A 24971-nucleotide genomic window follows, 5' to 3' on the forward strand; every position below is an offset into this window, starting at 1 on the left:
AATCCTGAGCAACTTTTTGTTGCTCAGGTACTTAAAAAGTTTAATTTATAATAGTGTTGCGGAATTAAGGTTATAGATGAATTAACACAAAAAATAGAAAAAGCAATTCTTAATCTTCCAGAATCCTATCGGATAGCTTTTGAAATGCACCGTTTCCAAAATAAGACCTATCAGGAAATTGCAGAAGAATTAAACATATCTTCCAAAACAGTAGATTACAGAATTCAACAGGCACTAAAACAATTACGGAAAGAATTAAAAGACTACTTACCCTTACTTCTATTCTTTTTTGCCCCTAAATAGGAACCCGTACATCCTATTATATCCTTGTACTCTATCACTTCATAACTGATATGATGATAAGAAGTGTTTCTGCCGGGAATATATGCCTCTCCAAAAGTTGTGTCAATGTTCCCAACGCTTCACCCCGAAACAGGATAGTAAGTTCTTATCTTTCTGATTATGTTCTTCATACAAAATGCTCCTTTTTACAAAAACAAAAAATAGGTGCGATAAAATATCACCCTATCCATCTAAAGACATCTATAACCTAAGAATACGGCAATTTTTCTAACTATATAGATTTCAAAGAAACATATTTCTTATTCCTTCAGCAAGTTTACAAAAAAAGTTGGAAGACAATATGCTCTCATGCCCTCATTAACGATGATAATCATCTCATTAACAATGCACTATATATGAGTGCATCATCTTTATGCTCTCATAAATGCCCTCATGCCCTCACTGTGTTTACTTTCTCACACAGACGTATATTACTTATTATCAGATGATTTATACCGATAGCAAAAACATATCTTCCGATTATACGATACAAATATAGAGATGTAGTTACGTAAAAATAGGAACAGGATTACATCAAAGTTCCTTCATGATTGCTCAACTAAACTAGCAAAATTACTTAACCACTATTGTGATTAACTTTAATCACCTATATGATTAGACTTAGTCACTATCGTGATTAGACTTAACCACCTATGTGATTAAGTAAATACAAACGGTTGAATATTGATAAACGTCTGTATGTAAACGATATATTGCAAGGATAATGCAGAAAGAAGATATGTGGAAAGCAGCAAATGAAAAGAGTCTTTATTATGCACCATTAGCCCCCAAAAAGGACCAAAAGCGTATTGCAGAAATAAGTTACCGATACAACTATAAATAATTTATCTTTCTGACAAACAATAAGATATAACTAAGAACACATGAATATGATGTGAGAGCATGAGGGCATATTATGAGAGCATAAAGATGATGCACTCATATATAGCGTATTGTTAATGAGATAATTACCATCACATGAGGGCATGATAGCATAATGTGTTCCAACTTTCCATTGTTTTTTTGCCATGTTCCAATAAATTTCTTCAAGTGAACCCATTTTTATCTGTTATTGATTTTTTACACGAATTCCACAAAAAGAATAAAACACCTTGTGGAATCCATGTAATCCATACCTACCAAACGATAATCCTCACATCATTTATTCACCATCCACCGGAATAACTTCCTGCATATAAATGGCATCCAGACTCCAAAGGGCGGCATCATTGGTACTGATACTTGTACATTCATCCAAAGGAGCGGGAACTTCCGGCGGAAGAATAGTTTCTATACGGAAAGGTGGAGCCGGAGTATGTTCCAAGCGGGAAAACAAATCTGTCCAAGCCTCTTCCGCCATTTTTGCATTACGGGTATGATAGGCTGCATATCCCAACAAACGGGATATACGGAAACGATTCTTCCTTAACTCCCATGCTTTCTGCTTATAACGGGCGGCAAGATCAAGCCATGCCTCATTCCATTCGGGATAATCAACCATACGGATCATTTCATTCATGACTTCAAAACCTCCCATGATAGTCATCAAATGATTTGTACTTTCTAACTTGGGATCACATTCGCTGGTAATAATCCCTGTAGCCGGATCATAACCTAAAGCCAACGGACCTGTAAAGATACGGTTGGGCAGTGCCACAATACTTTTCATCCCGGCTATAATTTTGTCACGATAAGCCGTATTGCCGGTACGCTCCCATTCAGTCATCCAGTTTCCGGCGTATGCCAACCAGTCGGGACCGATACGGAGACGTGCAGGTGCCGTACAAGGATACTGACTGCGAGGTTGCGCCAGACGCATGGGGTCCAGCGTGTACAATTTCTGATCGGCATCTTTTACCTCGGTCATTAAATCACCGCATCGGTCGTCCGTAGTAAGATAATAGTAGAAACGATTCCAGGCAGCCTGACTGATCCGTGCTTCTTTAGCTCCACATCCCCAATGACTGACGTTGTGCCGGCTACCCAATCCTGCATTCGGACCGATATGATATACATCCACTTCCGCCGTATGACGGGTCATGGCTTCCGCCATGCGCCAGATATCAGCACGTCCGGTACGCAGGAAATTATACCATAGCCACATATTAGAAGCCAGTTCCGTGTTATCCCATGCAAAACCTCCGATGTCATAACGCCAGGTATGGCGGACAGGATCGTATGCATGCATCACATCCCCATAATTCCAAAAGCCATACCATTTGTTTTGTTCTATCGCTTTTTGATAGAAGCTGATATAAGCATCCAGCCTGTCTTCCACCCGGGCACGGAAAGGAGTACTACGATCGGGAAGGCTCCAAACACCAAATGCCTGCTTGGCATGCAAATAGTCAGGTACAGGCATCAGCACTCCCGGTCCGGCAAGTTGTTTAGCTTGTTCTGCAAAAGCTTTCTTCCCGCTATAACCACCCTGAGGTATCAAGGTAAAAGTCGTTGTACGGGCAATCCCGTAAGGGGTGCTCATTCCTTCTTGCACATCTTCGTAACTGGCATTCAAGTCATGAGCAACATTATCATAATGGCGCAAGTCCATCGGCTCAGCATCCGGACTCCATATCCATGCGGTAAGAGCAGCCACCGGAGTTTTTGCATCCGAGATTTCAATAGAAGACGGATAAGACTGCCAGAAATCATGCAACTCAAGCCCCATGCCTCCGGTTATATCTCCGGCAAAAGCATAACCCTCACTACGTGTACCGGAAAAAGTACCTATCCAAGGATTATTGTCATTGGCACGTTTACGGATTGAAAATGCATCTGCTGTCAGTTGGGACAGACGATAGCTGTCCCAAGAAGCCCAATGATCAAGCAAAGCACGGTTCTTTTCGTCAAAAGCTTCATAAGAAGGAATGCGTTTTCCTTCCATCTGCTGTTGCTGTAACGAAGATTCTCCATTTCCGGTTTTATCCAATGTAAGTATGCGTCGTCCCACCAAAGGCTGAACGGGCTCGCTCCAGACTCCACCATCGGCACAAGAGAAAGCTACATGGCGATTGTATAAAGCCTCACGCATAGGAACATCAAAACGAACTCCCAAGGCGCGAATAAAATCTTTGTTCTGATCTCCGTCATATACAAAGCTATGCACCATTTTCACTTGCTCACTGCCACCATAAAAATAAAGCCGTACCACAAAGGGCAACCACTCACGACCATTCGGACTTTTGTGTACCCCTTCCAATTTAACAAGCGCACGCACAGAACCGGCACGCTCTACAGTCACAGATTTCAGTTCTCCTATATAATTAGTGAAAGAAACTTGAGAAGTACTTTCAAGTACCGGTTCGCTTTGCGTATGGCATATAAGCCTAGCCTTTTCTCCTACTTTCACACCTTTATATAACAGACTATCTATCAAAAATTCGCCTTGACGAGGTATATATGCTGAAATGACTCCGGTAGAGATATGAATACCCTGTGATGTTTCTGCCACAGAAACGGACTTTTTTTTATCTGTATCCGGCAGTTTGGATTTCGCCTTAGATTTCTTTACCGCCTTTTCCAGAGTCAGTTTTTCTGTTCCGGCAGGAATAACTCCTGCTATTCCTCCCCACTTTACAGAACCATCCGGCCAATAAGCCAAAGTCCAAGTATCAATAGGAATATCCTCACCACTTTCTGCAGATAGCCGTAACTTGTTTTCCGGAAAAACTTCTCCTTTATCAAAAGGCACTCCGAAACTTACGGCCTTATCCTGCCGGGGAGTTTCACCAATCCATTGCAAAGGAACAGTAGCCACTTCTTGCGATGAGCATTCATAACTGAAATTTGTAATACGAGTACGCGACAAAGTGGTACGAAAACCAAACCAGCCTTCCCGTAACGGTTCAGCATCCCTGAAGTCCACCAAACGCTCACCGTCTATGTAATAACTAACCCTATTATTCTCGTTGGTAATCTTGATATGATACCAATGATTCGGCTTCAGCAAATGTCCGGCATCCGTATATTCCTTTAGAATAGCAGGACGGGCTTTAGGATTTGTAATACCCGACTCATCCCCATCATAACGACGGAAACGTGTAGTAGAGTTATGATTACCACCATATCCCAAATAGTAAAGCTGTAAAGAATAACAATTCAGGAATATACCGCTACGCCATTTTTCTCGCTTCCATAAATTATCGGGATATTGAGGGTCTGATGCCATCCAGAAGCAGTTCAAATCACTCAGACGATCTCCATCCGACTCCACCACCACACATGCATCATATTCAATGGTCACTTTTCCACTCATTTTCTCTTTTCTCCAAAGAGTCAACCCTTTGGGAGATACTATCTCAGCGGTATCTCCCTGAAACGTCACTTTATAATCAGGCGATTCCGATTCAACCTTCCAGTATTTAGAAAACTGGCGGGAATTCAAACCGGATACTCTATTATCCTGTGCCTTTGACGTAAAGACAACTAATAGAAATAAAAACAGAAACAAATTTTTCATACGATGTTGCTTTGTTTTCATTTACTTTAAAAAGTCTTTTAACGGACAGTCCGTAGCTTTCAGCCCGTCAGCAATACTCCGGGCATTCATACGGGCACCTTTCAAAGAGGTATGGGTATGGTCATGATTGAAATACGTTCCTACTACACGCAAACCTTGATTGTATCCCATATCTTGGAGCTTGTCTCCTGATATTTTATTCAAATCTATAAAATAAGCCCCGGCCGCTTCTGCCGCTTCACGCGTCCATTTACCAAAAGAATTTGTATTGCGCTCTATCTCACCATTATCAAACTTATTGCGAGGTGTATGACTCAGGACAATAGGAACAGCTCCCTTTTCTTTTACATCCATAATAAACTTACGCAAATACCAGCCGAAAGAATAAACCACTTGATAGCTGCCGGTTTTCTCCATTTTGAAGACCTTGCTTTCATTTCCTGAACCGGGTAATTCCGCACGCGCTTTCCCTGTGTTTATGTCACCTGCATCATTATGTCCGAATTGTATCAAAACAAAATCTCCCGGCTGAAGTGCATGATAGATTTTATCCCAACGCCCTTCATCTAAATAAGTACGCGCACTGCGGCCCGCTTTCGCATGATTCTCTACAGAAATTCTTTCTGTGTCAAACAGTTCGTGAATAACACTTCCCCATCCCCACATGCCATTTTCATCTTTATCAGTATTCTTCACTGTACTGTCTCCCACCGTAAACAATACAGGATTCCCCTTTTTACGGGTAGCCCCCGTAACCGTATCTTTTTCTACCGGTTTCAAATAACGCGCCAGTTCCAACCCCTTATAATTACGGATTCCTTCGGCTGCAGATTCTGCATTGACACGCGCGCCAAAAGCACTTGTGTGAATACGGTCCAGATAGAACATATACTTTACTTTTTCTTTGCCGAATTTCTCAAATTTGCGTGCCGAGATATCATTCAGATCAATAAAAGGAATTCTCGCTTTTTTAGCTACCTGCTTCGCCCATAATCCAAATGTCTGATTCACCCGGGTAATAATAGTGCTGTCTGCATCTTCCCAAGCGTTACGAGGAGTCAGAGACATCAAAACAGGATAAGCACCTTTTTTCTTCACATCATGAATAAAACGACGCATATATTCTCCATACGTATATACGGTTTCTTTTGCTCCTGTCTCTTTAATAGTCACATTCAGACTGTCTTTGCCAATTCCCGGAATAGAGGCACGGGCACGGCCACTATCGTACGGACCATTGTCATTATGCCCCAATTCTATGATAACCCAGTCACCTTTACGAACTCCTTTCAAGACATCAGGCCATAACCGGTTATAAAAAGTACGGCTACTGGTTCCTCCCAATGCGTGATTTTCAACGGTTATCTTATTTTCATCAAAATACTCATGTTCAAAATATCCCCATCCCCATTGACCGTTATTTCCATTGCCCAAAGTACCGGTACGCATCGTTGAATTTCCAACAAGGAACAACACCGGATTATCCCCTTTCCGGCTGGAACCTGAAACAGGACGGGCAGAACGCGCCACATTTAAACTATCAAGCGTATTATCAACGACTTGGTTCACATCCTTCATCGGAGCAGCTATTTTATTTTGAGCATGTGCTCCCAATCCTACTCCGGCAGCTAACAAAAAGCATAAACAAAGTTTATTTCCTTTCATGACATTTATAGTGTTTTTCTTTTATTGCATTTCAAATCTTTCACAAAAATAAGATGAACGAACAAACCGGAGAATAGAAATTCATTCATTTTCCTGTTTATTCGTTCAACCAATAGTACATATATCCTAATCGGAGTAGCGACAAGGCTAGAAACTAGAGTGCGGCGGTTGGTTATACGCTACATTCTGCCAAGCTATCGCCAATCTGTACTGACGGTCATTCATCCATGTGGCACGTCTGTCCACAGCCGGTATGGTAGTAGAATAAATACGTAATTCTGTCTGGTCTTCGGAGGCCCAAATAACCTCTTCCCGCCAATCTCCTAAAATATCACCCGACAAACACGGATTACCTTTTGTTCCATTATTGGAAACAACTCCCTCGGCTTTCAATAATAAATCTGTACTTTCCGCATTCCAATTCCATTTACTGATGGAAACATGATCCAGTAGTTCCGCTAAGGGATCGGCGTCCCAATAAATGGTAAAATTGCAGGAGTCAGGCTTTCTATTACTGATTATTTCTCCGGTATCCCCTCTTCTCAAACCTCCTATATTGCACCAACACTCTGCTCCATCATAACGCGGATCAATATCGGCAGCTACTCCACGACCGGCATCTTGTCCCAAACCATCCTGCCAGATAATTTCTCCGGTCGCTCCATCAAACATAGCTACGGCAGGAGTACGCTTTACAATTTCATTATCGCCTTCATTTTCATGCACGCCAAAAACCTGCATACCTTGACGGGAAGGAATAAAACGTCCGGCATGTAAAGCATCCCCGTGACGCAAGCCCGTAGTAAACAGTCCTTTACCATCATGGTCTACAGTCATAGCCCCCACGCAGATTTCATCACAACCATCACCATCAAAATCCGCTACGGTCACACTATGATTTCCCATGCCCGAATAGGCCTCCCAACCCGGTGCCGCACTATCAAAAGTCCATGTATGTTTCAATGCCCCGTTTGTAAAAGTCCATGCAGCCACCACCGTCCGTCCGTACCATCCTCTTACCATGACAGGTGAAGGCGTTTTTCCATCCAGAAAAGCTACTCCAGCTGTAAAACGGTCTGAACGACCACCAGTATTGTCATTACCACAATTACCACCGACACCTCCCCAACCATCCAAGGGATAACGGGTTGGAATATATTCTTTCGAATCCAGTTCTTTTCCAGTACGTCCCTCAAAAACCGTGAGGTATTCCGGGCCATTTACTATCTTACCATACGTAGGACTTTTTTTATCCCATGTCCTCCAGTCGGCTTGGGCATCTCCTATCCGATGTCCCAGTCCGTCGACAGTACCATCTCCTGTCTTACAACAGATTTCCGCACATCCATCTCCATCAAAATCAAAGACCAGGAAATTAGTAGTGGCTGCTCCGGAACGTACATTCGGTCCCAAATCAATACGCCACAATCTTGTTCCATCCATTTTATATGCATCCAAATAGGTATTACCGGTAAAGCCACGTTGTGGCGGTCGCTTTGAATTAGAAGGAGACCATTTTAAAATAATCTCATACTCTCCATCACCATCCAGATCACCTACACTACAATCATTAGCTGTATAAGTGAATGATTCACCTGCTATTTCTCCGTCTTCCGGTTTACAAACAGGAACACTTAAATAAGGATTCCGTTCCTCTCCTTTCAGACGGGTCCAGGTAGCGACTTCCCCGGTAGTTGCTTTTAAAGTCCAACGATTATCCACCGTATAATCAACCGTACGGTCTAAAAAATCGGAAGTCCGATCTATCGGTTCTTTATTTAATTTCACCTCCGCACCTCCACCGGAACTACGGTATAAATCAAATTGTAATCCGGCTGCATCCTCCAAGGTCATGCGCCAGCTTAAATACATTCCATCCTCTGTAGGAATTCCAATCAATCCTCTTGAAAGCTTTTCTCCACTGTAAGGTTGGGAAAAAGCGAATATGCTTCCGACAAGCAGAAGCATATTCATCATAATCCAATGTTTCATCTAACAATTTATAAAACCTTAATACAAGCGGGGAGTTTCCCCGCCTATCTACTAAAAAAAGAAACTCCTGTCTATCAATCTTTACCTCTAAAAAATATCCACATCTCTATTGCCACAAATTCTCTTTAAACTCGATTTCAACAATGCGTAACTCGTGATTAGTTTTATCGCCATTTTTTGCCTTAAACAAGTCTAATTCACCTGCGGCAGGAGCAGCAACTTCTACAATTTGTCCGAAACCGTCACCTTCCTTGCTGGCACCTTTCAAACGAATGGTTATCTCATTTGTCAATACAGGTTTTACATTCAGGTGGATATACCCCAAACTTTTTTCAGTCTCACCACTCCAAATCAGTTCATCACCTGCATATATTTCCAAAGGATAGCTGCGCAAACGCCAACCGGTAAGTTTCATACAAATTTCATCCACACGGGCCGCACGTTCCAAACTATAAGTTATCCATGCACTGTTCAGTCTGCCATCATTCTTCCATTCACTCAATTCATTATCATCGAAACTTTTTATCACTTCATCCTGATTGGCTCCGGCAACCGCCGATAAGATATTCACATCGACTTTCGTATCCTTGTAAGAAGGAGTCAACGGAGTTTCTCCACGGGTCAGCCTGCCCTCCAGTTCATCTCCCGGAATATAGTTACTCAAGCCATTCTTCACTTCAACAGGTGCAGAAGAAAGACTGATTTCGGCAGATTGCAATCCATCAGCCTTGGCTGTTATACGAACTGTCCCCGGAGTCGTAAGAGAGCGTATCAAAGCCCGGTTGATTCCACATTCTACAGGCAAATCTTTTGAAAGAATATAATTATCTTTGCCCTGTGCTATTCCACCACGCCATTCAGCCGGTCCTTCTACATCAAAATGTATCAAATCATTAGCCAGCGGACAACGTCTGCCATCTTTATCCATCACTTCCACTTGAAGCAATACCATATCAGCTCCATCCGCTTTCCAGCCTTTAGGACTTTGAATCACACTGAGTTTAATCTGTTCCGGCTTGCCGGCAGTCTGCAATTCAGCGCGACAACATTCTTTTCCATTCTTATCATACCCTACAGCTTCCAACTTGCCCGGAACAAATGCCACATCTTTGAAAGTATACAAGAAATGATAATCTCTTTGACCGTTTCCTAAAGATTTACCATTCAGGAACAATTCCACTTTTTCAGCACTGGATACCACATAAACAGGTTTCACCACATCTTCTTTATAGTTCCAATGACCAACGATATGAATACGGGGATTCTCTATATCCACCCATCCGTCCCACATCACCTGATGTGCATAGAAAGGATCTTTAGGGATACGCATGGCATCTGTCACACCACTACGACGATAATTCTCCACACCACGATAATGTGTATTCGTATCCGAGAAGATGATTTTCACACCTCCCGAGCTGACACGGTCACCTGTACCCGGGCGTTCACGCCAATAATCAAACCAACGAATTACATTTTCAATAGTAAAGGAATCCTGATTGTGATTATAAGCACGGGCATCCACCTTTTTCTGGACCTTATTAGTCATTGCAGAACGAAATGAATTATTTCCTTCCCCATTTTTATGATATGGATAAGAATATTCATCCCAATATTTGCGCAGACCTTCATCACGGCAGTATTCCATGGCCCACATCGGATGATGTTTGCTTTTATTGATATAAAGCATCTCGCCACCATATTCGGCTTCACGAATATCAAGCATTTCACGAGAACCGATGGCACGGCCTCCATGAGGGTCATACTTATCACGAATCGCTTTCATTTCTATCATGTGTTCACGACTGATTGATTCGTTTCCACATTCATAAAATAAAATACTCGGATTATTACGGTTGTAAATAATGGCATCACGCATCAATTCTGTACGTTGTTCCCATTGACGGCCTTCACGGTCCTTTTCTGCATCACCGGCCTGCATCGCCTGAATCAATCCGACACGGTCACACGATTCAATATCCTGCTTCCAAGGGGTGATATGCATCCAACGAACCAAGTTGGCATTATCTTCCACCATCAAACCGTTGCTATAATCACTCAGCCATGCAGGAACACTCATACCGACTCCCGGCCATTCATTACTGGTACGCTGTGCAAAACCTTTCATCTGAATCACCCGGTCATTCAACCAAATCATTCCTTTGCCGAAACGAGTTTTACGGAAACCGGTACGGGTAGCCACTTCATCTACTTTTCTGCCATCCACCCATAAACTGGTTTTTACTGTGTACAAATATCCGTATCCCCAACTCCAGAAATGAAGTCCGTCTATTTCTGCTGAAGCTTCCAAAGTCGCAGTTTCACCCGGTTTTACTACCGTCTGAGTACCCTCAAAACTTTTTATGCTTTTCCCGTCACGATCACACACTTCAACCTTATAAGCGACTTTCTTATCCCGATTATATTCATTTTTTATTTCGGATTCGGCGTGAACTACGGCTTTACGAGATTTTACACGAATATCCTCCGCATAGATATAGACACCGGTCGTTTTTAAATTACTATACAAGGGAAGTGTCTGATAAAGTTTATCAGTAACATGAAGCCACACATTCTTAGGAATCCCTCCATAATTGGCATTAAAATTACGGTCACTCCATTGATACTTAGTATCAGTGGCACGTTCCTTATAATTCCAGTTATTATCAATGCGGACTGCCATTACATTCTCTTGTCCATATTTAATATAAGGAGTCAAATCGAAACCTACAGCCATCGCACCATTTTCATGCAAGCCGATATATTCACCATTGATATAAAAATCAGCTCCTTGACGGACGCCTTCAAATTCAACAAAAACTTTTTTGTTTTTGCTATTGGCAGGCAGACGGAAATGCTTACGATACCACATGATTGTATCCGTCAGTTGTTCTATACTTAAACGAAAAGCTTCATCTTCATTAAAAGGACGGGGTAATGTTACTTTCTTCCAATCCGTATCCTGAAAACGTACTTCTTTGGCTTCCGGTATATCGCCAACATAAAGTAACCATTCAGAATTAAAATTGTATTTATCACGAACAGCTGATGCTGCCGCAATCTGACTTATTCCTATAAAAGCCAATAAAAATAAAAGAATTTTGTTTCTCATAGTTATCTCAAATTGTTTGTTACAAAACTAGCATAAAGTTCCCTCTCATACCATAGAATAAGATACATTTATATAGAAATTCGTTCAAAACGAAATTTCAGGGTATTCATGTTGCACATATTTACATATCACATTAATACTCAATATATTACACAAATACCCTGAAACATTTATTCTATAGGTTGCAACATCAGGACTATATAATTCATTGCTTCACCATAGCCGGAGTCAACGTTACAGGTCCCAATAGCCCTGAAGATTTTGGTTCCCAATCAGAAGCATCAAAGATACCATTTTTCACATTTTCCTTTTTTCTTGCAGACATATTTACATTATAGAAAATCTTCCAGTCCACTCCCTTCTTATCCATATAAGCAATTCGATTCGCCATAGAGTTGGCTACTCTGACAACTAACTCATCCTGTCCTTTGAATTTTTCAGCAGGGATATACAATTGATAAGGAGAGTCAATCACTGTACCTATATATTCTCCATTCAAATAGACAGATGCATTTTCTGCCACAGTTCCAAGGTTCAATTTGATCACATCTGCTACAGGCACCTTATTTATAGTAGTCGTATAAACGGCTGTTCCAGAAAAAGCTTTATATTCATCCCCTACAAAATCAGTCCATGAGCCCAAACTGTCAACCGTTATAGAAGCAGGAAGTTGAGGACCTCCTTGAACAAAAGAAACAGTCCAACTGCCGGAAACAGGATTTGGCTCACCTGCATTTTGATAATAAGCATAGGCATCCCCTGTAAAATGCTGACCGGAAGTTGATACAATAACAGTTTCACCCGGATTCAATTCCAGGTAAACATCTGTTTGCCCGTCATTGCGTTTCATAGCAGCCAAACCACTAGCACCAGTCATTGGATTGAAAATCGCCGCACTCCGAGCTTCTGTACGAAGTGGAATCCAATCCTCTATTTTACGGTCGCTACTATTTTCTATAAAGTAATATTTTCCCGTCGCACTATTTCTTCGGATACATTGCAGACCTGCCTGATACATTTTCTCAGCACCCACATTCGCCTCATCCATCAGAGCATTAATATCATCTGACAAACAAATCTTCCCCTTACCTACCCGTGCACATTTAACAGCACCTTCAGCATGAAAGTCCAAAGCATCCAGCATTTCTTTAAAATGAGCCTGTTTCTCTTCCGAAAGAATCATTCCGGCCATATCTTGAGGAATTCCCTTATAAAACACAACGGTAGCACCTTCATCAGCCAAAGCCATCAGTTTTTCCATTGTTTCATAAGGAATATATTGCGCCGCCGAAACAAGAACGGTTTTATATGCGGCACCAGGCGTTACAATCATTTCTTTCTCAATATTAGTTTTAAGAAGTTGCTTGTCAGAAATCATATCCCATGCATAACCATTCTCTGTTAAAGTTACCGCACTTTCTCTGACCGAAGATTCCAACATATTACGATCCAATCCGCTAAAGTGTTGAAGGCTTCTGTTCCCTTGCTCAGACATCACATCGGCTATGTTATAGTATAAAAGAACATCATTGTCAGGAGTGCCATCCTGTAAAAATGACTGCACGCGAGTAACATACTGATTCAAATATTTAAAATCCTCCCAAAACGGATTATTCGGATGAAAATGGACTGCCGCATAAAATAACCATCCCGGCCAAGGAGTATCCTGTGGACTAAAACAAGTACCATGATAAAAAATATGATTCACACCCCCCAAAAAGAAAAGATCAAGTGCTTTCTTTACATCTCCCAGATTCGATTGAAAATGTTCATTCAACCAAGTCGCACTTTCTGAAGATGAGAGTTTCTTTCCTTCTGTATGAGCTACAGACGGAGCTGCTTTTATACTGACTAAATCACGCCCCTCTATTTCGGGTACATCACTCACTGCATACAAATCCAGAATATTGGCAGGAGAGCCATGAGCCTGATTCCTTATACCCTTTCCTTGTTTCGCCGCCCAATGTTGCCAACGAATAGAATAATGATTTATCAATAAATCGTTTATGGTTTGTCTATAATCATATAACACTCTTGCATTTTTATCTGGTGTGTCAATACCTAACAATGCAGGTAAGTGCTGACGCAAGTCATATCCTCTATACTTTTGAAATTCTTCAAAAAAAGCAGGAGTCCAATTCGACTCGCCTCTTGCATCGTCCACTTCATAAGAGTCATTAAAATAATACCTCAGATAACTGATATCCTTTCCTTTAAAAGCCTCATCGAATTTACTGAGATAATGATCAATGGCCGAAGCTGAAAAATGATCTATCACATCACCTTCACCACCAGGCCCTGCACGTTCTACCATTTTTCCATGATGACCTTGGAACAGAGCACAAATAGTCCAGTCACCTTGAGGAGCCGTCCAATCCAATGTACCATCCGGCTTTATTTTTGAAGTCAAGTCGAGACATTCACCTTTATCACTATTAGCGGTCACTATAATCAAAGGCAGTTCCTTTTTATATCGTACCTGATCCAATGCCAATGTCTGTAAATCAGCATTCGCACTGACTGGTTCTTTCAAATCCGCCAGTTTTACCGGAGTATGCCCTGCCAATCTGACAAAGCCTTCTTCTTTATACCGGACAGGTTCACCCAATTGCTCACCTTCTTTCAATTGATAAGTTTTATAAGCCACCGTCTTGCACGCATCTTCGGGAGTGACCCAAGGTCCTCCAAACGGCCATCCCGAAGCATTAGCCAGATCAATACCTAACCCCAACTGCTTTGCTTCCTGCAAAGTATACAGAAACAAATCAACCCATTCCGGAGAAAGAAAATCTTTAAAGCGGTCCTCATAACCATGTATTCCATAAATAGGAGTGATCTCCAATCCCCCCAGATTTGCCTCCTGGTACTTACGCATAACCGTATCCAAATCAATAGTCCTGACCGCATTGCCTTCCCACCACCATCGCGTCCAAGGCTTGGTCTCGTTAGTCACTTGCGGCCATTCAATCTTCTGATTCTGTGTACAAGCCAAACAGCCACAAACTGCAAAAAGTACATAACAGAACTTACTGCATTTCTTTAAAAATAAGGATTGCTTCATAAATCTTACTTGTTTAAAAATGGAAACGGGCATTTTCAACACGTTGACCACCTATCATATTCTTTAATTTCCTTGCCACATCAGGATATTGCTTTATCACATTAGTAGTTTCTGCCGGATCTGTATAAATGTTATACAATTCTTCATAAGTTTTAGACGGGTCACTAACTTCCAGTCTCACCAACTTCCAACCATCAGGTGTCATAATAGATTGCTTTCCTCCAAATTCAAAGAACTCATAATAAATACAATCATGCTCCTTCTGAATACCTTTTCCCGTAAGAGTAGGCAAATAAGATATACCATCAATATTTTGAGGTATATCCGCCTGCACCAATTCACCTATAGTAGGCAAAAAATCCCAAAATGCAGAAATATGATTAGTAACTACCCCTTGTGGAATAACTCCCGGCCATTGAATGACGAACGGAGTACGGATACCTCCTTCATATAAATCTCTTTTCTGACCCCTGAACGGACCATTACTGTCAAAATAAGATGGATCGTGCCCTCCCTCCGAATGGACTCCATTATCGGAAGTAAAAACAATTATCGTATGATCATACAAACCTTTCTCTTTTAATTCTTTAATAATCAAACCCACACTTTTATCCAAATAAGTAACCATCGCCGCATATGCCGCACGCGGAGTTTGCTGCGATTTATAACCGTCTTTGCTTCCTCCAAAAGGAGTTTCACAAAATTCCCCCTCATATTCCGTCATTACCTCTCCCATTATATCAAGATCTGCATGAGGTATGGTTGGTGAAAAATAAAGAAAGAAAGGTTTCTGCGCATTTTCATCAATAAAATTCAAAGCCTTTTCCAACATCAAGTCATGCGAATAATATTTCCCATCCAGCATAATCTTCTGCTCATTCTCATGCAAGAACTCAGGGTAATAACTATGAGCAAAACGTTGCCCCAGATAACCGTAGAAATAATCAAAACCATGTTTGCCGGGCATACCTTCCGTACCCGGTCCTCCCATTCCCCATTTGCCTACACATCCGGTAACATAATTCTTTGTTTTAAAAATATCGGCTACAGTAACTTCACCGACAGGAAGCGGAGTTTCATATAACAATCCATCCGAACCTGCTACTTTTGCATTTCCTCTGATTGCAGCATGTCCCATGTGCTTTCCTGTAATCAGAGCACAACGAGACGGAGCACTGACTGTAGAACCGGAATAATGCTGCATAAACTTCATCCCATTCTGAGCTATCCCATCAATATTCGGTGTCTTAATCTGACGCTGACCATAGCATCCCAAATCACCTATTCCCAAATCATCCGCCATAATATAAATAACATTGGGCGATTTCTCTGCCGTTGTAGTCTGGGCCATCGTAAGCCCTGAAGACAACAAAGCTGCGGAAAATAATATCTTACGTGTTTTTTTCATATCCAACCTTGCTTTATTTAAAAGATGAAATATCCACCATCATTAAATTTAATCTTTTTCCATTTGTAAAATGTCCGGATTGGAAAAGAACTTTCGTACCATCCGGACTAAAGCTGGGATGTGCATGATCCGGTTTCATCTTGGTATCCGAAACCAACCAATGACGTTCTCCGGTTTGCACATTAATCAGCCATACATTACCTCCAAAAGTATCTCCGGCAGCCCATTTATTATCACGGCTGGCATTACAATGCCAGAAACCTCTTCCTACCAATTGGCCGTCAATCGCTTGGCGGTCTTTTTCTAATTCTACCTGCCCTATCAACTCTACATCATCTGTACGCAAATTGATACGCACAATACCACTTGCCTGTTTGCGAAGGCGCGGCTGAAATCCTAAGATATTGAAATATACAAAATCTTTGGTTGCAAAAGTTTCATGAGTCACCCAATCTAGCGGAGTTTCTTTATATAAAGGTTTAAAGACTGTTCCATCTGCCGTGCAAAACCACATACGCTGATGGGCATCGCCACCGGTTTCGTTACAAAAAACAATTTCACCCGGAGTAAAACGGCTGGCTTGTATGTGGCCTGTTTTAAATTCCGTATCAATAACCTTAGTTACTTCTCCTGTACTGAGATTCATTTTACGAATTCCGCAAAGAGTTGGCTTTATCTTTACCGGCTGGTTACTTTCAGGCAAGAAAGCGTTTTTCATCATACGTTCCTTTTCCTCTTCCGTACCCTCACGCTCAACAGTTATGTAGGCATAATCATCATTGCAATCCACAGCATATCCTCCCGGACGTCCCATCTCAGTGGGAAAAGTGCCTATGAAAGTTTCATAAGCGGATGGTTTACCTACTTTTCCTTGTTTTACATCGGCAAAGAATTTATCCAAGTCCATCACATACATGTTCCAGTTTTCTTTTTCTTTCCGGCTGACAAACATACGATTCGTTTTATTAGCCAAAAAAGCACTGCCCAAGTTCGGTCCTTCCGTAGCTTGAATAATCTTACCGGTGGCCATTTCAATAAAATAAATTTGTGTAGGAGTCCATTTACGTTTTTCTCCGTTAGGAAGCGTACTTTCTACCTCTTTGTCATTTCCACGGCTGGAAGACCTGAACAATAAATATTTGCCATCAGCTGTCCACATGGGATCAGTCTGATAAAGAAAACGGTCATTCTTCATCGTATCGGTCAACATAGTGATAGTATTGCCGGTCGCACTATCTACATAAGTCCGCATTTCCGATGCAGTGCAGTTTCCAAACTGAGCCAATGCGGCTTTACTAAAAGCTAAAAATAATGTAATAGCTAAAAATGTCTTTCTCATAGCATGTCATTTTTTATCTGATACGACAAATTTATGCACGAGAGAAGTTATATCAAATAGAATTTTATCCATTTATATGGTTAATTGTTCACTTTTTAGTTAACTCATAAAAAAAAGTAAGGTAACACCGACAATGCCACCTTACTTTTTTAACGAGTTAATCAAATTTCCTAATTAACCTCATTTCCAAGAACATATTGATATTATCAATTTAATTAATATCCATAATTCTGATAAGCTTTTTTTGCAGCTTCATCCAACAACACACCATTTTCATCTGTCAGCAACTCTATGAAAGTTCTAGAGAATGGTTTCAATGTCATATAATTCTGGAAATTGCCTTTAGCATTTCCTGTTTGACCATTACCACCATTCACATTATCAGAAACATCCCATGAACCTACCGGATAAGTGTTATTAGCCGAATTTGCTCCCATTTGGTTATGCCACTGAATACGCTGAGCTTGAACACCTGCATGGTGAATCACTCCATAGTAGATAAATTCTTCATTGAACTCTCTCGCATATTCATTATATATAAATTCCAGAAAACGTTTTTCCGGAGTATCAGCAACAGGAGTATAATTTTCTAATTTTGATTTTTCGGAAGTTCCATCCCAATATGAAGCATCGACCTTTATTGCATCATAACTATTATTATCTACTTCATACGGCCATTGTTGTGACTCGTTACTTAAATTTTCATGTCCAGGATATAAACGTGCAAGTACTTCATTACGAGTTTCACCAGGTTTAAAGGCTGCACGTCTGCGTAATACATTAATATCTTCAATTGCTTTACCGTATTCTCCCTTACGTCCATAAGCCTCAGCACGCACCAAGTACATTTCAGCAGAACGCATAACCGGAATATCCCGACCTCCACTTTCACTATCCAAAGCACCACGATTAGGATCATCATACTTCATATTTGTAACCTTACCTGTTTTAGAAGTATTCTCCAATCCATAGAAAATTTTACTATCGGCAAACGAATAATCATCATTACCAACAATTTGTGGGCGATAATAATACTTATTGCCATCTTTCACCCATCTGGCAAATACAGGATATGGCTGAGCATTGATAACCTCCACATCAATAGCGGTTTCTTTTGTATTCTCAATCATAGCACGTGAGATATCTCCTGTTCCCATTTTATGTTCTCCCGCCACAGCTTTACGACCTCCCCAAGAAGGACGATTATAAGTAGGCAAAATATGTTCATTGAAATAAGCAGCTTGTTCCTCATTCCAAACATACGTTTTATTTCTTTCATCATTGTAAGCATAATAATCTCCATTTGCACTGGGAGTAGAAGCTCCCGAAGTGTTTATGCCTGTCACATATTCCAAACGGAAAGTTTTTTGATAACGAGAGTCATTTAGTTTGTCTGTAAATACATCTATACCAAAATCATCATTACAAAAACCTTGATTTGACTTACCGCCATATTCCCACAAACGACTAGGAATACCATACTTGTCACCTGCATAATCACCGACAAAGAAAGTCAAAGCACGTACACCGTAACGATAGTTATCACCACTTTCTGAAAATACTGCGTTCAAAACATTCTCTGTTGTCTTTTCATTCGAGAAATCACCTAGGTCATGGCGGAACAATTCATGATAATCATCTACCAACGGATGAGCATTAATCACCATATTAGCATAATAAATACAAGAATCCAAATCCGCAGCCCCCTCACCTTTATAAAGCATACCCAAATATGACTTTTCATTGCTATTATCTATCGTTCCATCAGCTCTACGACCATATTCAGGAGTACCATACTCTTTACCTTGATAACGATTCAAATAAATCTTAGCCAATAAATGAGCCGCTGCATATTTTGTTGCACGTCCATATTCAGCCTCACTATATTGCTCTGGCAAATGCTCCACCGCATAACGCAAATCACCAATCAGTTCCTTGAACATGACAGATGCAGGAGTACGCGTATATTGATAATTTGAAGGCAAAGAAGTACTACTTTCCGTTGAAAAATAGACATCACCAAAAACTGTATTCAGCAAATAATACACGTAAGCACGATTAAATAACACCTCAGACAAACGTGCTGCTGCAAAAGAAGGGTCAGAAGCATATTTTCCTAAAGCATCCCCTGAACGAATAGCAGTAATAGCCTTATTACAATTATCGATAATCGGATAGCCATTGATCAAAAATCCAGCCTGCTGCTTTGACTGAAATCCCATAAACTGATTAGCCTGATTTCCTATGAGCCCCGAAGGAGACCACTCAGATATTGCAAACTTATTCAATGACGTCGCACCACTTTTCATAGCACAATCATGACCTGTTTCCAACATATGCAGACCTTCAGTGTACAACAAAGGAAAACGAACCGAATTATATGAACTCACAATCAATTGATCCAAACCTATTTCAGTATTCAAATAGTCCTGTGTTATGGAAGATACCATTTTTTCTTCCAAGAAACTATCAGAACAACTTGCCAATGCAAGTGCAAATGTACCAGCTAATATATATTTTTTCATTTTCTTCATATTATAAAATCAATACTATCAATTAGAAGCCCAATCTTACTCCCAAAACAAGACTGCGAGTAATACAAGTATTATTAGTTTGTCCACCAATATGATTACCTGCATCCCAACCAGTCAAATCATCCGGATTAATACCAGCTTTAACCAATTCTCCACCAAAAAGGAACGGATTCAATACCTGAGCATATACCTGTGCACTGCTTGCACCACACTTCTTCAACCAACTTTGAGGAACTGTATAAGACAAAGCTATATTCTTTATAAGAACCATATTTCCTTTTGTATAATTTCTTACATAGTCATATTTAGTTTCACGAGTTGCAGTAGTAGGCTGAGCAAACTTTGCATCTGTATTAGTTGGTGACCATGTATCTTTTTCAATTCGACGACCAATAGTCTGGGTCAGACCATAATAAGTATTACCAAATCGAAAATAAGTAAAGAAACTCAAATTCCAGTTCTTATAGGTAAATGAATTATTGATACCGCCTGTCCATTTAGGAGATTTATTATAAATTTTCTTATCATTATCATCAAATTTACCAAATCCATTATCCATATAGGAAACAACTTCACCTGTTTTATTACCTGCAGCATCTTTTATTTCTACAGTCTTTGATCCTTCTGTACCTTGTGGAACTTCAACTAATGGTTGATCCACAATCTTATATTGTCCAGGAAGGAAAGTCAATCCCAAAGAACGATAAACATCCATCAAATGATTATCCTCCTGAGTATTTTGCCAAATGCGGTCATACTGGAAATCATAAAAACTATTCAAAGGCTCACCCACCATCCAAGGACCTGTTGAATCATACGTAGCACCACCGGCCAATTCTTTAATTTTTTCATTATTCAAAGAGAAAGTCCAATCCGTTTGCCATGTGAAGTCTTTTGTTTTAACATTTACAGTTGACAACGAAACTTCAAAACCTCTATTTTCTGTCTTACCTACATTATTCAAGATTTGTGCATAACCGGTAATTACCGGAATAGACTGATTCATCAGCAAATCAGAAGTCTTAGCAATATAATATTCAACACTACCACTAATACGATTCTCCAAGACTCCAAAATCAACACCAACATTTAAAGATGAAGTTTTTTCCCAACCTAAAGAATAGTTAGGCATAATATTAGTCTTTGTACCAATAGTATTCGACGAAACATTGCCCACACCAAATGGGATGCTAGCATAGGTAGAAGTAACAGAACCTGCTGTTTGATAAGGATTAACAGCAGAGTTACCTGTAACACCATATCCTACACGAAGTTTTAATTGGTTAATCCAATTAATTTGCTGTATCCATTTCTCTTGTTCCATACGCCATGCCAATGCAGCAGAAGGAAAGAAATCCCATTTGTTTCCAGCAGCCAACATAGAAGCGCCATCAAATCGTCCGGTAACAGTCAACAAATATTTATCCATCAATCCATAATTCACACGTGCCATATAAGAAGCTCTTGACCAAGTAGAAAAATTGGAGCCTGGAGCATATTTTGCATTATTCGATGCACCAATATTATACCACAAAGAAGAAGGAAATGTGATTTCATATCCACGCATGTTCAACCCTTCAGTACGATAACGTTCAGCTGATTGCAACAAAGTAATATTTACCGAATGAATATCTTTTATTGTTTTATTGATATACAGCAAGTTTTCCAATGTCCATGACAACTTCTGACTGTGCTCATTATTGGCTACATTAGGAGCCATTGCAGGATTTTTAAAAGGATTAGTATATCCCTCACCATAATAACTACCCACACGGGAGTTACGATATTGAGCGCCTAAATTCGTACGCCATTTTACACCTTTCAAAGGTTCCCAAAATTGTCCAAAATCCAATTCTGCATAAGAAGAGAAGTTCACGCCATAATAACGTGTTTCATTCCAAGCATCATCTATATTTCTCAAAGGATTATGATAAGCCTGATCATCGGCACTTGCAACCTCCAGTATAGAACCATCTTCATTATAAGCCGGTACCCATGGCATCATATCCATAGCCAAACCATAAGAGTCTTTTGCTCCTGTATTACTTGTATTACTTACAATACCATAATTTTTAATAGAATGAGTAGCATTCAATCCCATTCCCACTTTCAACCATTTAGTCGGAATAATTTCACCGTTTATATTGGCTGTATAACGTTTGAAATCTTGGTCTTTCATAGGTACTTTCTGATCCAAATATCCCAATGATACATACAATTTGGAAGTTTCCGTTCCTGCTGAAAGAGAAATCTGATGATTATGAGTAAATGCTGTACGTGTCACCAATTCGCCCCAATCAGTTGTTTCTAATTGTGAAGGATCATAAGAATAAGTTCCATCAGCATTTTGCTGATATACTTTTTCCAATCGTTTATCCATATATGACATATTATTGGGATTCAACCATAAAGCTTTATCACGCTCAGGATCAGGGTTGTCACCATATCTACCATTATAAGTACCCCCCGTAATAGCTGACTGACGATTATAATCCAACAATTGACCAGAATTCATATAATCAGTTGTTGAATCCAAGAAACCAAAACTAAATGAGCCATCATAATTAATAGTAGTTCTACCCGTTTTACCTTTTTTGGTTGTCACCAAGATAACACCATTAGCACCACGAGAGCCATAAATAGCGGTAGCAGAAGCATCTTTCAAAATTTCCATAGATTCAATATCACTCGGATTAACATCAGCAATCGAACCTGCTGACATAGGTATTCCGTCAATAACATATAAAGGATTATTATCCGCAGTTAAAGAACGATTACCACGAATACGAATATCGCCCAACTCACCAGGACGATTATTAGACGTAATATCCACACCTGTCACACGTCCTTGCATAGCCTGCAAAGCATTTTGAACAGGACGATCCTCTATAACCTTACTCGTAACACGTGCCATAGCACCAGTCACATCACTTTTTTTCTGAACGCCATAGCCAACCACTACCACTTCATCCAGTGTTTCGGTATCCTCCTCCAAGATTATCTTAACGGTAGATTGTCCTTTCACTTGGATATCTACGGTCTTGTACCCCACGAAACTTACTTGGATCGTTCCATTATCAGGAACATTCTGAAGTGTGAACTTACCATCAAAGTCGGTAATTGTACCATTGGTAGTACCTTTCACCACCACACTGGCACCGATTACAGACTCACCTGTTTTGTCAAGGACAGTACCCGAAACGGTTTTGCTCTGTGCAAAGGCCCCTACAGCCAATACGGATAACAAAGCAACGAAGAACAGCCGCTGGAACTTCTCCAAACGACGTAACAGACTTGAATTCTTTCTGTCTTTCATACTTTAATTATTAAGTTAAACAAAAGTTAACTTGATATATAAAGTTGAAAGTATCAAAAAAAGCCCATTTCATCGAATTTTATAATATAGATGATACAATAATAGAGAATATAAAGTGCTCTTATTGCTGTTGGAAAAAAAACTCTTTTAGTTAGTATTTATGAAATATTTCACTTTGCTCTCAAATTTATATGGAGTAGTTTATATCCTGACTTAAACTTAAAAAATATCCCCAAAAAGCAAGTGTACTTTATTAGCTGTCTAAGTGCATTTGCTTGATTTATGAACCACACTTACTTTTTAAGGTAATACGATAATAACATTTACATGATATGAAAGACATTTATGCATATATAATAACATTGACTATTTAAGCAATTGATCGAAGATTTCTCTAAAAACTTTATCGGCGTGCTCTTGCATTATTCGTATATAATTAAATATAGGACGATTGTATTTCATGCTATGACCAATACAATATTCTATTTTTTCTATTTCGATACCTATATCATAACCATGTTGTGCAAATGTTTTTCTTGCAGAATAATATGAAACCTTTCTATTTATGCCTGCCAGATCAGTCACCTTCCCTATATGTCTAAAGACCAAACTATATACTTTTTCATAAGATTCATATTTGCCAAAAACTAATTTCCCATTTTCAGAAATATATCGTTCAATAATTGTCTGTGCTTCTGGCTGGATAGTGAAAGCTATTTCATTTTCATTTTTTTTGCTATTACGGGTTTTATGTCTTATATATCTCATACAGTTCCCTTTAGTGAAATCATACTCCATTAGGTCTCTTAGATTAATACCACCTAAATAATAAGTTAACATAAATATATCTCGAGCCATGATATGCACAGACTTGAATAATTTCACATCACGTATTTTTTTTAATTCATCAACGGACAGATCTAGTTCTCTGATATTACTAACTGGCATTTTAAATAAAACAAAAGGATGAACTAAATAAGTTACATAATTCATTTTCCTGGCATAGTTCAATATTACTTTTATTAAAGTGAGGTAAATTCTGATAGAAGTTTCTTTTAATCCTTCAGCCTTCATTACATCAGCGAAACTTTGTATATGTGTCGGACTGAGTTGTACCAAAGGAAAATCACCTTTCATATGTTTAAGGAACTTTGCACAAGCTATATTATATAATTTATGTGATTTTTTACGATCGTCTGCTTCCATCATTGAAAGATATTCTTTCACTACCGTATTAAAGGTTATTCCTTTTTTTTGTTGTTCCCGAGTTATAACATGTATCAATTCAGTGCATGAAATATTCGACTGATAATGAATAGACGAAAGAATCTCTTCGTATTCATTAATCAACTTGCGCAAACAAGCATTTATATTAGCTGCATTTTCATGTTTTACTACTCGTCCATTTTTCATTTGATTTGCAGAATCCAAAATGAATTGGGTTGAAATATATCTCGTTTGTGAACGATGAGCCACTGCGATCCTGACTCTATGTCTACCGTTAGATAATTTTTTAGCAGGTACAATTACTATTGAAAGATTAGCCATATTCAAATTTTAGTTTATACGTTTTACAATACAATATTAAAGTAACAATCAGAAATAAAAGCACTCTTGTATAACAAAAATGCTCTTGAAACTATCCATTTTGAGATTGTTCACAGAAGTTTGTACTATTTTTCAGTTGAAAAGACGGAAAATTCCATGCTTTTGTACAATCCTACATTGGCTTTTTTAATATTC

10 protein-coding genes and 1 pseudogene are annotated in these 24971 nt (G+C 39.6%); 1 reads left to right on the forward strand and 10 read right to left on the reverse strand.

Annotated features, from left to right (window positions below):
• Positions 1-69 precede the first annotated feature (69 nt).
• Positions 70-303: pseudogene (locus AB5935_RS14610) on the forward strand (sigma-70 family RNA polymerase sigma factor); the annotation flags it as partial.
• A 1201-nt stretch (positions 304-1504) separates the two neighbouring features.
• Here the strand turns inward: AB5935_RS14610 and AB5935_RS14615 are convergent.
• The 10 genes from AB5935_RS14615 to AB5935_RS14660 form a co-directional block, all read right to left on the reverse strand.
• Entirely contained in the window at positions 1505-4801 is a 3297-nt protein-coding gene (locus AB5935_RS14615) for a DUF6250 domain-containing protein (protein ID WP_038612525.1), read from the reverse strand.
• Positions 4802-4822: 21 nt separating this feature from the next.
• The gene (locus tag AB5935_RS14620) at positions 4823-6466 is read right to left on the reverse strand and encodes a rhamnogalacturonan acetylesterase (RefSeq protein WP_007831575.1); all 1644 of its coding nucleotides are present in this window, start codon (positions 6464-6466) and stop codon (positions 4823-4825) included.
• A 147-nt stretch (positions 6467-6613) separates the two neighbouring features.
• Entirely contained in the window at positions 6614-8458 is a 1845-nt protein-coding gene (locus tag AB5935_RS14625; RefSeq protein WP_038610858.1) for a rhamnogalacturonan lyase, read from the reverse strand.
• Positions 8459-8564: 106 nt separating this feature from the next.
• Complete coding sequence (locus AB5935_RS14630) at positions 8565-11570, reverse strand: glycoside hydrolase family 2 protein (protein ID WP_022185436.1); 3006 nt, start codon at positions 11568-11570, stop codon at positions 8565-8567.
• Positions 11571-11775: 205 nt separating this feature from the next.
• Complete coding sequence (locus tag AB5935_RS14635) at positions 11776-14631, reverse strand: glycosyl hydrolase (RefSeq protein WP_038610860.1); 2856 nt, start codon at positions 14629-14631, stop codon at positions 11776-11778.
• 13 nt (positions 14632-14644) lie between these two features.
• Positions 14645-16039, reverse strand: coding sequence for an arylsulfatase (locus AB5935_RS14640; RefSeq protein WP_007831571.1), 1395 nt, complete (start codon positions 16037-16039; stop codon positions 14645-14647).
• 13 nt (positions 16040-16052) lie between these two features.
• Entirely contained in the window at positions 16053-17378 is a 1326-nt protein-coding gene (locus AB5935_RS14645; RefSeq protein WP_038610863.1) for an oligogalacturonate lyase family protein, read from the reverse strand.
• Between the two features lie 215 nt (positions 17379-17593).
• A complete protein-coding gene (locus AB5935_RS14650; RefSeq protein WP_005853533.1) occupies positions 17594-19903 on the reverse strand; it encodes a RagB/SusD family nutrient uptake outer membrane protein in 2310 nt (769 codons plus the stop codon).
• A 31-nt stretch (positions 19904-19934) separates the two neighbouring features.
• A complete protein-coding gene (locus tag AB5935_RS14655; protein ID WP_005853535.1) occupies positions 19935-23228 on the reverse strand; it encodes a SusC/RagA family TonB-linked outer membrane protein in 3294 nt (1097 codons plus the stop codon).
• A gap of 366 nt (positions 23229-23594) precedes the next feature.
• Positions 23595-24776 (reverse strand): tyrosine-type recombinase/integrase, encoded by a 1182-nt coding sequence (locus tag AB5935_RS14660; protein WP_038610868.1) that lies wholly within the window; start codon positions 24774-24776, stop codon positions 23595-23597.
• Positions 24777-24971: the final 195 nt, after the last annotated feature.

Origin of the sequence: Phocaeicola sp. RTP21198st1_B8_RTP21198_201120, from assembly GCF_040929485.1 — a bacterium.
GTDB classification, from domain to species: Bacteria; Bacteroidota; Bacteroidia; order Bacteroidales; family Bacteroidaceae; genus Phocaeicola; species Phocaeicola dorei.